The following is a 14,031-nucleotide window of genomic DNA, read 5'->3' as shown; positions in this document are numbered from 1 at the left end:
CGCGCTTTTTTTAATGCTGTTTATATTGCTTGAAATGTACAGGGGATTGAACTGGATGTGGCTTAGCCTGAAGGCCATAGCTATCTCTGACGATATAAAGCGGCCGGTCCTTGGCTTCATCGTAAATTCGGCCAATATACTCTCCGATCATGCCTAACATAAAGAGGATAATCCCGCTAAAGAATAGCTGAATGACAATTAATGAACTCCAGCCGGTGATGGTGCTGTTTGTAAAAAGCTTTAAATATAAAACTAGAAACATCGATATGAAGCCAATAGCTGAAAGTGCAATACCTGTCACGCTGGCTAGCTTTAAAGGTTTGTAAGAAAAAGATGTGATCCCATCCATTGAGAGCTTGAGCATCTTTTTGAGAGGGTACTTTGTTTCTCCTGCCAGCCGCTCATCCCGAACATATTCTACCGCAACCTGTTTGAAACCGACCCAGCTCACTAATCCGCGGACAAATGGGTTTTTCTCTCGTATTTTTCTCATTTCATGACACACTTTACGATCCATCAGTCTAAAGTCGCCGGTGTCAATAGGAATATCTACTTCGGTGATTTGACGTAACACTCGGTAGAAAAGGGAAGCGGTGTACTTTTTGAAAACTGTTTCGCCTTTTCGCTTGGTACGGACTGCGTATACGACCTCATAGCCCTCCTTCCATTTTTCAATCATGTCTAAAATTAATTCAGGTGGATCTTGTAAATCCGCATCAATCACTACGACAGCTTCTCCCTTTGCATAATCCATTCCCGCTGTAATGGCAATTTGATGTCCAAAGTTACGAGAAAAATCAATAAGTCTCACATTCGAATCGGTCTGGCAGTACCCTTTAATCAGTTCAGCTGTACGATCCATACTGCCGTCATTGACGAAGAGAAGCTCATATGCTTCTCCCGTTGAATCCATGACGGTCTTAAGGCGCTGATACGATTCATGAATCACAAGCTCTTCATTATACACTGGGACTACAATAGAATATTGTATGTTCTTTTCCATCAATCATCGTTCCTCCCTTTAATAGATGAATTAATCAACGGATAGTTTATAAAGAGTGCCGCTCTCCATTCCGCCCATTCGTCCATTAGACTGATTATTTTGTTCTGATTGTTGGCTGTCTGAGCTGTCTGTTTGCTGATTCGTTTTGGATGTAGAGCTGTTCTGCCAGTTAGAAGTAGCTACTTCTTTTCCATTTTTTTGAATCCAAGTGAGAATGTCAGAGCTACCGCCTCTCATACCAGAAAGATAGAAGTATTTGATTTTACCGTCTTTGACGAACTGCTTGAATTCACTAAGTGTGAGAATGTTATCAGATCCACTAAATCCACCTAATGCCATAACAGCTTTTCCTGTTTTAATAATGTAAGGCGAAGCAGTGGTTGCATCTGTTGTTCCGAATAGGAATTCTTCTCCCGTATTGTTTTTTTCAAGATAGCTGATCAGCTTTTCATTGACTTGTGAACTCATGCTGCCACTTGAAGTTGCAAGCTGAGGACCAGTCTCTGGAAGCATACTGTTTCCTCCATAAAGAAGAGGTGTGCTTGCCCAGTATAGTGGTGCAATCATCATGCCAAGGATGGCGATGAGAGACACGAATTGTTTTAGTTTTTCTTTTCCTTTTATCAAAAGTAGAGAAAGGATCGTTCCAATACCAATGATACCGACTGCAACGCTTAGTCCAAGACCGATCGTGCTTGTAAATGTGGATAGGATAAAGATTTCAAATGCGGTTGTGACGAATATCGCAATAGGAAGCAGCCATTTTTTAAAGCCAGTTCCTGTTTGGAACAATTGAGTCATAGAAACCCAGCCGGCTCCTGCTAATACAGCAATTGGCGGTGCCAGCATGATTAAATAATAGTGATGAAAAAATCCTGCTATACTGAAAAATGCAGCAACGGGTATAAGCCAAGCTAACCAAAATAGTGTTTCTTTTTGTTTTGTATTGAGACGTCTTCTTTCAAAGACTGTCGAGAAGAAGATACCAATCGCACCGAAGAGCGCAAATGGAAGCAGCCAACTGATTTGATCGGACAATTCAGATTGGAACAGACGTAATGGCCCTTTTGTTCCTGTTCCAAACATGCCAGAACCACTTCCCATCTTTCCGCCCCCGCCATTTGGAGGTCCATCACTATTACCGCCTGAAGGCATATCAGGTGGTATTGTACCGTTTGCACTGCGTGGTGGTCCTTGCATTGAAGTCTGTTGCTGGTTGAATGATTGGTTTGAATTGTCTGAGTTGTTTTGATTACCACTGGATGGCGGCTGAGTCATGTTGGATGATTCATTGTCATTTTGCTGATCACCCTGCTGTGAAGGTGGCTGCCCCTCCCCCTGATTTGTACCGCCTCTCCCGCCAGACTGTTGTCCAGTTAACCGCTGAAGACCGTTGTAACCAAAGGCTAATTCTAGTGCTGAGTTCGATTGACTTGATCCCATATAAGGACGATTATCTTTGGATGTGAGATCAACCGCTATAGACCAAGAAGCAGATACACTTAAAAGAACAATCATTGAGATCAATAGTGATAACAACTTTTTCTTCCATGTCGTTCGGAAGGCGATGATGTAAAACAAGACGAGAGCCGGTACAATCATATACGCTTGAAGCATTTTTGTATTAAAACCGATACCGATCATTGCAAAAGAAGCAATTGCCCAAAGTACCTTCTGCTGTTTCACAGCCTTGAACATCATGGCTGTTGCGAGTAAAAGAATAAAAACGAGTAAGCTGTCAATGTTATTTGTACGAGATACAGCAACTGCGATTGGTGTGCACGCCATAATGAGTGCTGACAGTCTTGCAGCAGCCTGCCCAAATGTAGGTTTGACTAGGCGATAGATTAAATAAACTGATCCAATGCCAGCTAAAGCTTGGGGTAAGATCACACTCCAGCCATGCAGTCCGAAAATTTTGGCACTGATCGTTTGCAGCCAGAAGGCGAGCGGTGGTTTATCCACCGTGACATAACCTGAGGGATCGAACGAAGTAAAGAAGAAATTATGCCAGCTTTGCATCATACTTGTGACCGCTGCGGTATAATAAGCGTTCACTGTATCGTTGTTCCAAATGTTATAAATGTTTAAAATGGCAGATAAAATTAATATGAAAAATAAATAAAGATCAAATTTTTGAAAGCGTCTAATCAAAAGTTTGTCACTCCTTTTTCTTAACTTGAAAAAAGTGTAACAAGCAAATATGAATAAATTATGAATAAAAAAAGGCCAATTTTTTATTTTTCTGTTGAATAAAAACAGCTCTAGAAAAGAGCTGTTTTGTTTAAGGTGTCATTTTACGAGGGGGCAGGCGGAATTTCAGTGCTCTCTGCACTTGGTAATTGTATAATAGCGGTCGTACCTATGCCTTGTTCAGATTGAAGAACGAACGTGCCACGATGTTTTTTAATAATTTGATACACAATGGCTAGTCCAAGACCAGAGCCGCCATCTTTTCTTGTGCGCGCTTTATTCACTCGATAAAAACGCTCAGAAACATGAGGGAGTTCTGCTTTTGGAATTCCGCTACCTTCATCTGTAATAGTTAATTCAGCAATGTTTTGGTGAACGAGTAATTCAATCGAAATCGACTTTCCTGATGGCGTGTAATGGATGGCATTGTCCAATAAATTACGAACGACTTGTTCAAGTCGATCGCTGTCACCATAAATAATACAATCCTCTTCGAGTGCTCGGTTGAACGAGATTCCCTTTTGACTAGCAATGAATTTCATTTGATCAAGAACATCATGAATAAGCTGTGCAAAGACGAGAGGCTCCATCGTTAGTGGGTAAGATTCTCCCTCTAACTGCGCGAGATCAAGAAGGTCATGTACGAGCCTGCTTAATCGTGTGGATTCGTTTTGAATAATCTGCATGCCTTTTTTTTGATCAATAATGCCCTCTTCAATACCTTCAGCATATCCTTTCATATAACTTAGGGGAGTTCGAAGTTCGTGGGAGACATTCGCAAGAAATTCCCTGCGGTGCTGCTCAACTTTTTCAAGGGTAGAAGACAGTTTGTTAAAAGAGCGGCTCAGCTGGTTTAACTCATCACCGTTTTTGGTCACAGCCATCCGTTTTGAAAAATCACCAGACTCCATTTCCAACGCAATTTCTTTCATTTGATTAATTGTCCGCACGACTTGATTGGAGCTTTTATATCCGATAAAGAAAATCAGGAGCAGGATTAATAAAATAGATATGCCAAGTGTCAATCTGATTTGGACAAAAGGTTCATATACATCCGATAAGGGCATGGATAGAAAAATTGTCCCCGATAGCTCATCTTTGCTTGAGAAAACAGGGATGGCGATGCCAAGAATATCTTGATGAAACTGTGAGTGTTCTCTAATCAACACGACGGTTTCCCCTTGAAGGAGCTTTTGGCGTTCTTTGAATGTGATGAGATTATCATTTGTGTTCGTATCAAAAGGAAGACCACTTGAAAGCTCCATTGGATCATCTGTAAAAATAATGTTCGCCTGACTCGAATCGTTAGACCATTTTATTCTATCGGTAAAATACGTATCCTTCCCGTGTTGATGATAGATTTGTGCCAGCTTTTTACCTTGTAAACTTAAGGAATCAATTTGCTTATCAACATATAAGTGCTGGTATAAGTAATAGGTGAGGGCAAGAGCTGAGGCAGCAACAATTCCGGTCACTACAAGGATTAAGAAGAGCACTTTCTTTTTAATCGATAAAGGCTTCATTCTTCCTCCTCAAACTTATAACCGACACCCCAAACGGTTTTAATATGCCGTTCTGCTCCCTTTAGTTTCAGTCTTAGCGTTTTGATATGTGTATCGACTGTTCGTAAAGAGCCGCTCGTAGAATGTGATTCCCATAATTTTTGATAGAGCTGTTCTCGTGAAAACACTTGGCCTTGATTGAGTAAAAGAAACATGAGTAAATCAAATTCTCTTCTAGTTAAATTAATGGGCTCCTGAAGGATATAAACTTGTCTACCATCCTGATCGATCTCCATGTCACCAAACTGTATGCGGCTGCGCTTTAGCGAAAGACCTCTAATTCGTCTCAAAGTTGTTTCAATTCTTGCTGCAAGCTCACGTAGACTGAAAGGCTTCATAATGTAGTCATCCGCACCAATTTCTAGGCCCCTAATTCGATCCTCTTCATAACTTCTAGCTGTTAAGAATAAGATAGGAATTTGAGAAGTTTGCCGAATACGCTGGCAGACTTCAAATCCATCCATATCAGGCATCATAATATCAAGTACAACAAGATCAACGGGTTCCTTTTCAAGCTGACGTAAAGCCTCCATTCCATTATTAGCTGTGATAATGTGAAAGCCTTGTCTTCTTAAGAAGGATCCGATTAGCTCAAGCATATCGAACTCATCGTCTACAATTAAAATATGCATTTGTTCTTTCATTTCTTTTCCTCCAACACGATAGCATAGGGTCCTGATGGGACATTCAGTCGATTTTTCATCATGAATGTATGTTTATCGATAATTGATACTGAATTGTCATCTAAGTTACTCACATATATTGATGTGGTATCAGCGTTAATATAATTAGGATTTTGACCAGTCTCAACAGAAGCAAGCTGCTTATTCTTTTCTGTATCTACTTTGTATAGCGTATGATCTCCATGACAAAGTACATATAAAGTAGAAGAATTTTTCTCTGAGAAGAAGGCAACAGGCATAACACCTAGTTTCATTTCTCTCTGCTTTTTACCCGTTTTAGGGTCGTAAGCAAAAATGCTTTTATTTAAGGTGCCTGGCTTTCCGTGACCACCAATCCAAATGGACTGTCCATCAAAATGAATACCAGATGGTCGTTCAAGCACAGAGAACGTACGTATAAGTTTTTCCTTCTCAATATCTATGACAGAGACAGTATGGCTTTCTGCATTTAATACGAATAAAGTACCTGCCGGAGAAAGTGTCATAGAAGAAGGTAACTTTCCAGTCTTCACAGTTGCTTTTATGTTTTTACGCTGCGTATCAATAAAATAAACGACATTTTTCTGTGAATCCGCTGCAATTAAGGTGTGAGAAACTGCATCATATGTAAGGGAAGTCAGTCCTTTACTCACATCCATATAATCTGTTGCTGTACCTTTTTTTAAATTAATTTCGATAAGCGATTCTCCTTCTTTACTAGTTGCGATGATGACGTCTTTGTTGATTTGGATAAGATCAGTGAGCGGATGTTTTAAATCAACGGAAGAGATTACTTTATTCTTTTGTAAATCAACGATTGAAAAGGAGGCTTTTTTTAATTGAGAGATGACCGCGATCGATTGAGAGTTTCCAGGTGGAGTAAACTGCTGGTCTTTTCCACAGCCTGACAGGAATAACAATAGAGCTGATAAATAGATCAAAACATATTTTAGACGTGCCATTCTTCCGCTCCTTTGAGTCCTCTATTTTCAAAAAGCATACCATAAAAATTGTGAAAAAAAATCGAAGTTATCAATGCTGAAAGAGATGAAAAACAGAGTATAGGTGGATGAATGAGGATAAATCGATTTAAAGTTTCTTGTTTATCTAGTCATATGGCTTTTTTTCATCTTTAAAAAAGGATTTTCAATATTTGATTCCTTTGCCAATTATAGCTTACAGTGAGAAAAATAAAGAAAACTCCCCCGCTCTAAATTGATATAGAGCGCAGGGAGTCATTAGGCGGAATGCCCAGATGATGGGGAGGTAGATTTCGTTTTGACGCGTTGGGATAAAAGGAAGCCAAGGATTCCTGCACCCATTAATACAATAAATAAAGATTGGAAACCACTCATGATACCAATCAATGTCGACGAAATGATACTGCCAAAATATCGAAAGGTTGAGAAAATACCAGAGGCCGAACCAGATAAACTTTGATCAACAGCTGTTAATGAAGCCATCTGCATACTTGTCATACCAATCCCTGATGAAATTCCCCCCGCGACTAGTGTCACAATAAGCAGTGGTAAGGTTGGATACTGACTCAGTGTAATTAACATGATGCCTGATAAAGTGAGGCAGAGAAATGAAAAGCGAATCATTTTTTTCGCGCCTTTTTTTGGATGAAGTCTTGCGCCTAATAAACCGCTAAGAGACATACAAAGAGAAAATACCGATAGAATCATACCACTTTGTGTATGAGAAAGGGCCAGTTGTTGTTCCATAAACAGCGGCATAATGAGGAGGATGGCATACATCACAAAATTACTTAGCATGATCGATAGATTCGCATTTGTAAATGAACTGTTTTTAAATAGGGACAAATCGATGATCGGATTCTTTACTTTCCGTACATGTCTAAAAAATAAAGGAATGACAATCAATGCTAGAATGCCATAAATGAAATATTCATTTAATAGCTGGCTTTTTGAGCATAGAATGACTGTGGCAATTCCGATGGTTAAATACAATGAACCAATCATATCTACTCTTGCGTGTATACGTGTATGCTTTACCTTTGGAATAAGTAAAACACCGGTGACTAGTGTAAGAAATAGGAATGGGATATTCACTAAGAATATAGAATGCCAATCAAAACTCTGAATGAGAATCGATCCAATAAAAGGCCCAAGAGCGGCACCAATACCAGCACCAAATCCAAAGTAACCCATTGTTTTAGACAGTTTTTCGGGTGAGACTGTTGCACGAATCAAAGCGATACTATTCGGTGTTAAAATAGCCCCGCCAGCTGCTTGAATGGAGCGGAAGATGATGAGAAATGCTAGATTAGGTGCTAAAGCACAGCCAATCGAGCCGATTAAAAAGAGTGTCACTCCGGTTAAATACATGCGGCGGTGTCCGTATATATCTCCTAACTTACCAGCGATAGGCTGGGTGACCGCCATGACAATAAGATAAATGGTGACAACCCAAGTGATGTTTGAAATGGATTGATCATAATATGTTGATATGGATGATAGAGCGACTGCGATCATCGTTGAGTTGACCGGAACTAGTATAGCTCCAAGTAACAAAGAATAGATGATCAAGCTCTCTTTTTGTAACCTCAATGTGTATACCACCTTTTGTGAAAAAGAAGAATTCCACCCTTTAAGCGGGAGAAATTCCTCTCATGAAAATGTGTGTGTATGTCTCAATAAAATCATCTTTTTGTGTTAATACGAGCTGGAAGTCTTGCTCAAGCTGCTGAGTAAAAAAACCAAAATACGTACTAATGAAAATGTCTGCATAAATGTCTTCTTTTCCTTTTAAGACATGCTGTTGAACGCTCATCTTTTTGAAGTATTGTATCAGCATTTCCCTTAGTTCTTGAGGATAAATTTTTTCATGACTAGTCAGATCTTTAAACATTGCCGGTTCTCGCATGCTGATATAAATAAATTCTTTTTTTGAAGTCAAATGTTCAAGGATATAGGAACCGAGAAACTTTAAATCGGTGTACAAATCCCCTTTGAATTCTGCTTCTAAGGTTTTTGTTGGCGTTGATTTCATTTTCATAATAGCAGCAATAACGCCGCGTTTGTTTTTAAAGTTGCGGAAAATAGTTGCTTCACTGACATTCGCTTTTTTAGCTATTTCTTTTGTTGTGGTTTTTTGATAGCCCTTTTCAGTCAATAAATCCATTGTTGCGCGAATGATTCGTTGATTTGTAGATTTTAACAAGCATACTCACCTCAGGTTATGAATGTGTTTGCAACAAAGTAAGTATACCGATAAAACCTATGACCGCCAATATGATCTAGTTAGACACGTGCATGCTGTTTTAATATCTGAATACGTCCATTGCTTCCATCTACTGTCACAAGGTCACCGGATTGAAGTGTTTCTGTTGCTATTCGGGTTCCTAGGACAGCTGGCATCATATACTCTCTTGCGATAATAGCTGAATGAGATAAAATGCCTCCAGCATCGGTTACGACTGCTTTTGCATCTCTAAATAAGCTCGTCCATAAAGGTGTGGTTGTTTTGCAAACTAAAATATCATCCTTTTGAAATTGTGAGAATTCCTCAGCACATGTAATAATTTTTACTCTTCCAGAAACAATACCGCTAGATGCGCCAATTCCATAGATCATATCGCTTGTGTTGTTTTCATTTTCTCTTAATGAACCGAGCGTTCTTTCTGCTTGCTGCAATTCAGCTTCAGTGGGGGTGCCCATATAAGCTGGTGGTTGGATGGCTTCATTCTCTTTCATGTCAATTTTTCTTTGTGCGATGACTGTATCAAATGATGTAGACGTTGTGAGCGCTGTGTGTACCTCCTCATCGTAGAGATACCATAGATCTTCTTGATGAGGAAGCGTTCCTTTTTGTACAAGAAGTTCGCCAATCTTTAATAGATATACTCTGGCTTTAGCATCTAACATGGCATCAATGTAAAAGTGATGATCATCACGGATATTAGCAGCCTGTAGAGCAAATTGGTAAAGTGTCTCAAATTTCGTTTTAAATGCTTCATCCTTCACTTGGCTCATAAAATGTTCATATGTCTCTTGTCTTTTGATGACGGCTTGTGCAAATTCTTCATCAAAATCACTTTGGTGTTGAATGTTGTTTCTGATGATATCTAGGATAAACTCAGGGTTTTCCACCCATGTCTTTTCCGTAAGGTCATGACTTTTCACAGATCGCCAGCCATAAACTTGAAGAAATTCCTCTAATGTCGAAATGAAGTGTCTGCCTTTTTCCGATTGAGTGAGTGCATCAAGCAGCTCTGAATTCTTTTCATTGTTTATAAATGCTTGATAAAGTTCTTTATCTTGAAGGACACTCTTTGCAAAATCAGATAGCTTCTTATCTGTTTCAAGTGATTTATTCATCACGCCTATCATCATCTCATGCAGTAGGATCACTTGTGATTGATCACCAGTATACGTCACAAGCATGTCTTCAATCATAGTTGATAAAATGACTTGAGGGATGACAATATCAAAATGATCATCATATGCTTGTATATAAAAAGCTTTTAATTCTTCGAAGCCGATGATGGCTTCTTCAATGGTCATCGGTTCCTTTATTTTGAGATCCAGCTTTTCGTAAAAAGGAAAGAAATTTTTCTCTAAAATTTCATACATACGTTCACTTAGATGCGGAAATAACTCAAATAAGCTTTCATCAAAAACTGGTACGGCTTCTGCACTCGCTTCTGGCAGGGACGGTGATGAATAGAGATGTCCTCTATAAAGCTTGATATCTTTAATATTCAGATCAGGCACTTGATATTTTTCACCATTTTTCTTCATACCGCTTTTTAATGCTGGGATGATCAGACTTGAAAAGAGAGGACTTGTTGGACCCGGCATATGATCGTCCATTGAGATCCAGAAATCCTGCAGCTCGTCTGGCTGCATTTGAAAAGAAGCCCCTACTGTTTCATCTGCTGCTTTTGAGAGAGCTGCGGTAATCGGTCTGGCTTGAAGTAAATAAAATGTGCCATTTGCTATCCCAAATTCGATATCGACGCTATGACCATAAAGTGCTTCTACTTGTTTGGTGATGTGCGTGATTTCTACTAGTTGGTCATCATTCAGGCAAAACTGACCAGCCATTTCCTCCGTCACTGCTTGTTCAATGACACCTTCTTGATAAGGAATAATTTGCAGCTCTTTCGTTCCAAGTGATTTTTCAATAGAAAGTGTCTCTTTGTCTATAACAAATGTGTCTGGTGTCACAAGCCCGGAAACGATTGCTTCTCCTAGTCCGTAGCTTGCTGTCAGCATCATTTCATTTGTTTTTCCTGTTATGGGATTCTCACTAAAGATGACACCGGAGACATCAGAATGGATCAATCCTTGAACGACAACAGCCATGAGCGGCATCTCTTCCTCGTTTTCATCCATCTCTTCCTTATACTCTGTTACTCTCACTCCAAAGTAAGAAGACCAACATTCTTTGACAGCCTGTAAGAATTCTTCATCTGTTTTGATATTTAAATAGGTCTCGTACTGTCCTGCAAATGAGGCGCCTTCGAGATCTTCTGCAACAGAAGAGGATCTGACTGCAACTGAGGGATAAGTTTTCCGTAATGATTGAAAGGACGAAAGAAGTTCTGCTTCCATTTGAGAAGGAAACGATGCTTCTTTGATTTTGTCAGCAAGGTTTTGTTCGGTTGGATGCAGGTTGTGATATGAAAGAAAGCTTGAAAAGCTGTTGGTTTTGATAATAAATCCATCTGGGACTGGCAGGCCGTGATTGTTTAATTTGATTAAATTCAGGCCTTTTGCCCCTGCGAGTGATGCGGATTCTTCAGCCGCATGAAATAAAACTGAATACATGGGAATGCCCCCTTATCCAAATAGCCAATGGTTTGTCTGTCTCTCTATTGTTTCTAAAATGATAGTGCGCACTATCATTTTAATCATAGAATTTATTGGATGTGACTGTCAAAGACGGAAAGACCTATCTTTACAAAGGGGACATTCTCACTAATTTCCTACTATATCTAAAACAAAAGTCTCCGAACAGAAAGAAAAATAGGGGAAATTGAAAACTGTGAATTGTTCAATATGCCAAACTTTACTATAATCAAGGGAGTAGATCATGAAGAGGGAGGGTTTTTGTGATTACAAAAGCCATATTTGCACTTGTTTTTCCTTTCCTGCTCGTTATTTTATTTTCAAAGGTGACTTATAATCATTATGTGGGCATTGCATTAACAGCAGCGCTTTTATTTGCCTCGTATATGAAGGGCTATACAGAAACCTACTTTATTGTAGGATTAGATATCATTTCTTTAGTAGCTGGTGCATTATATATGGCTAAAAAAGAAATTGAAAAGAGAGAAAAGGCTGAAAAACATCATTGATGTGATCATCAAGAGCGTGTGAGGCCGAAAGGTGACGTTTTTAAGCTGTGCTTACGATTTTTAGTGAGTGCAGCTTTCTTTTTGTTCTCTTTTTCTGTCATCGCATATCTCTCACCAAAATGTTCCATACTGAAAGGAAGGTTTTCGCAAGAGGGTTATTTGGTATTGAAGAGAGGGTATGACTGTATTGGAAATAAAAATCAAGCAAGAGCCGAACTTTAGTTCGTATTTTTGTGTTCTTTTATGATAATATATTCATTAGATAGATTTCGTAACGAAACGGAGGCTTTGATGTGAGTGACCGCTTTGAATTAGTTTCTAACTATCAGCCCCAAGGAGATCAGCCGAAGGCAATTGAAAAGCTTGTTGAGGGGATCCATCAGGGGAAACAGCATCAAACGCTGTTAGGTGCAACAGGTACAGGAAAGACCTTTACTGTATCCAATCTGATTAAAGAAGTGAACAAACCGACACTTGTCATTGCGCATAATAAGACACTTGCCGGTCAGCTATACAGCGAGTTCAAGGAATTTTTTCCGAATAATGCTGTCGAATATTTTGTGAGTTACTATGATTATTACCAACCAGAGGCGTATGTGCCTCAGACGGATACATTTATTGAAAAGGATGCCAGCATCAATGATGAGATTGATAAGCTGAGACACTCCGCTACGTCCTCGTTATTTGAGCGGAGAGATGTCATCATCATTGCCAGTGTCTCCTGTATTTATGGCTTAGGTTCGCCAGAGGAATACCGAGAGCTTGTGCTGTCTTTACGTACTGAAATGGAGATTGAACGCAATCAGCTTCTACGTAAGCTGGTGGACATTCAGTATTCTCGTAATGATATAGATTTTCAGCGCGGAACCTTCCGAGTACGAGGAGACGTCGTTGAAATTTTCCCTGCTTCACGTGATGAGCATTGTATCAGAGTGGAGTTTTTCGGTGATGAAATTGAACGTATTCGAGAAGTGGATGCACTGACTGGAGAAATACTCGGTGATCGTGAACATGTGGCTATTTTCCCAGCATCTCACTTCGTCACTAGAGAAGAAAAAATGGAAAAAGCGATTGTTAATATTGAACAAGAGCTTGAGGAGCAGCTCGAAAAGCTTCGAGATAATGGAAAATTGCTAGAAGCACAGCGCCTTGAGCAGCGGACAAGATATGACCTTGAGATGATGAGAGAAATGGGCTTTTGTTCAGGAATCGAGAATTACTCAAGACATCTGACCTTGCGTCCTCCTGGTTCAACCCCTTATACATTGCTTGATTATTTCCCAGATGATTTTATGATTGTTGTCGATGAGTCACATGTGACGGTCCCGCAAATCCGTGCGATGTACAACGGGGACCAAGCAAGAAAGCAAGTGTTGGTTGATCACGGATTCCGTCTGCCTTCAGCACTTGATAACAGACCGCTCACCTTTGATGAGTTTGAAAAGCATATCAATCATATTGTGCATGTATCTGCCACTCCGGGTCCTTATGAGCTTGAGAAAACCCCAGAGGTTGTGGAACAAATTATCCGTCCAACAGGTTTACTTGATCCAATTATTGAAGTGCGTCCAATTGAAGGTCAAATTGATGACTTAATTGGAGAAATTCATGCGCGGATTGAGAAAAATGAGCGTGTGCTCGTGACGACGCTGACGAAGAAAATGTCTGAGGATCTGACAGATTATTTAAAAGAGATTGGAATCAAGGTCAATTATCTGCATTCAGAAATTAAGACCCTTGAGCGGATTGAGATTATTCGCGATTTACGTCTCGGAAAATATGATGTGCTTGTGGGAATCAACCTTCTTCGTGAAGGACTGGATATTCCAGAGGTGTCGCTCGTGACGATTTTAGATGCAGATAAAGAGGGCTTCTTACGCTCTGAAAGATCCCTTATCCAGACGATTGGCCGGGCAGCGAGAAATTCAGAAGGCCGGGTCATTATGTATGCAGATAAAATGACCAAATCAATGGATATTGCGATTCAAGAAACGAAGCGAAGACGAGAGCAGCAAGAGGCATATAATGAAAAATATGGAATTACACCGCAAACCATCCATAAGAAAATTAGAGATGCCATTAAAGCAACAAAGATACATGAAGAATCGGAAGAATATGAAACAAATGCAGCACCAAAGCTGTCAAAAATGAGCAAAAAAGAACGAGAAAAAGTGATCGAAAAGGTCGAGATGGAAATGAAAGATGCAGCAAAAGCGCTTGATTTTGAAAAAGCAGCAGAATTAAGAGATCTATTGCTAGAGCTAAAAGCGGAAGGATGATTGC

10 protein-coding genes are annotated in these 14,031 nt (G+C 39.7%); 2 read left to right on the top strand and 8 right to left on the bottom strand.

Features of this window, described 5'->3' with window-relative positions; translation table 11 throughout:
• Positions 1 to 10 precede the first annotated feature (10 nt).
• The 8 genes from MKX52_RS15830 to MKX52_RS15795 form a co-directional block, all read right to left on the bottom strand.
• The gene (locus tag MKX52_RS15830; protein ID WP_342491013.1) at positions 11 to 1,003 is read right to left on the bottom strand and encodes a glycosyltransferase family 2 protein; all 993 of its coding nucleotides are present in this window, start codon (positions 1,001 to 1,003) and stop codon (positions 11 to 13) included.
• Between the two features lie 30 nt (positions 1,004 to 1,033).
• Complete coding sequence (locus MKX52_RS15825) at positions 1,034 to 3,157, bottom strand: glycosyltransferase family 39 protein (RefSeq protein ID WP_342491012.1); 2,124 nt, start codon at positions 3,155 to 3,157, stop codon at positions 1,034 to 1,036.
• Positions 3,158 to 3,300: 143 nt separating this feature from the next.
• Positions 3,301 to 4,719 (bottom strand): ATP-binding protein, encoded by a 1,419-nt coding sequence (locus MKX52_RS15820; RefSeq protein WP_144471364.1) that lies wholly within the window; start codon positions 4,717 to 4,719, stop codon positions 3,301 to 3,303.
• Positions 4,716 to 5,402: a response regulator transcription factor gene (locus MKX52_RS15815; protein WP_342491011.1), complete on the bottom strand. Its 687-nt coding sequence runs from the start codon at positions 5,400 to 5,402 to the stop codon at positions 4,716 to 4,718. Before MKX52_RS15815 ends, MKX52_RS15820 begins: the two co-directional genes overlap by 4 nt.
• On the bottom strand, positions 5,399 to 6,382 hold the full coding sequence (locus MKX52_RS15810) for a hypothetical protein (protein ID WP_012011396.1): 984 nt from the start codon (positions 6,380 to 6,382) through the stop codon (positions 5,399 to 5,401). Before MKX52_RS15810 ends, MKX52_RS15815 begins: the two co-directional genes overlap by 4 nt.
• Before the next feature lie 276 nt (positions 6,383 to 6,658).
• On the bottom strand, positions 6,659 to 7,993 hold the full coding sequence (locus MKX52_RS15805) for an MFS transporter (RefSeq protein WP_088001096.1): 1,335 nt from the start codon (positions 7,991 to 7,993) through the stop codon (positions 6,659 to 6,661).
• Between the two features lie 40 nt (positions 7,994 to 8,033).
• Positions 8,034 to 8,606 (bottom strand): TetR/AcrR family transcriptional regulator, encoded by a 573-nt coding sequence (locus tag MKX52_RS15800; RefSeq protein WP_088001098.1) that lies wholly within the window; start codon positions 8,604 to 8,606, stop codon positions 8,034 to 8,036.
• A gap of 80 nt (positions 8,607 to 8,686) precedes the next feature.
• Positions 8,687 to 11,218 carry a PEP/pyruvate-binding domain-containing protein gene (locus tag MKX52_RS15795; RefSeq protein WP_342491010.1) on the bottom strand — a complete coding sequence of 844 codons (2,532 nt, stop codon included), beginning with the start codon at positions 11,216 to 11,218 and terminating at the stop codon, positions 8,687 to 8,689.
• A gap of 284 nt (positions 11,219 to 11,502) precedes the next feature.
• Here MKX52_RS15795 and MKX52_RS15790 point away from each other — a divergent pair, with 284 nt between their 5' ends.
• Together MKX52_RS15790 and uvrB are read left to right on the top strand one after the other, a co-directional pair.
• Positions 11,503 to 11,748, top strand: coding sequence for a CsbA family protein (locus MKX52_RS15790; RefSeq protein ID WP_012011392.1), 246 nt, complete (start codon positions 11,503 to 11,505; stop codon positions 11,746 to 11,748).
• 293 nt (positions 11,749 to 12,041) lie between these two features.
• Positions 12,042 to 14,027, top strand: coding sequence for an excinuclease ABC subunit UvrB (gene uvrB / locus MKX52_RS15785; RefSeq protein ID WP_088001102.1), 1,986 nt, complete (start codon positions 12,042 to 12,044; stop codon positions 14,025 to 14,027).
• Positions 14,028 to 14,031: the final 4 nt, after the last annotated feature.

Origin of the sequence: Bacillus sp. FSL R5-0422 (assembly GCF_038610765.1) — a bacterium.
Classification (GTDB): domain Bacteria; phylum Bacillota; class Bacilli; order Bacillales; family Bacillaceae; genus Bacillus; species Bacillus pumilus_O.
Note: the sequence above shows the minus strand (reverse complement) of the source record. Positions and strands in the feature narration are given on the sequence as shown.

What these genes read in the sequence shown, in the direction of transcription:
- MKX52_RS15830 (WP_342491013.1), bottom strand. Translation starts at nt 1,003, where the DNA reads ATGGAAAAGAACATACAATATTCTATTGTAGTCCCAGTGTATAATGAA.
- MKX52_RS15815 (WP_342491011.1), bottom strand. Translation starts at nt 5,402, where the DNA reads ATGAAAGAACAAATGCATATTTTAATTGTAGACGATGAGTTCGATATG.
- MKX52_RS15810 (WP_012011396.1), bottom strand. Translation starts at nt 6,382, where the DNA reads ATGGCACGTCTAAAATATGTTTTGATCTATTTATCAGCTCTATTGTTA.
- MKX52_RS15795 (WP_342491010.1), bottom strand. Translation starts at nt 11,218, where the DNA reads ATGTATTCAGTTTTATTTCATGCGGCTGAAGAATCCGCATCACTCGCA.
- MKX52_RS15820 (WP_144471364.1), bottom strand. Translation starts at nt 4,719, where the DNA reads ATGAAGCCTTTATCGATTAAAAAGAAAGTGCTCTTCTTAATCCTTGTA.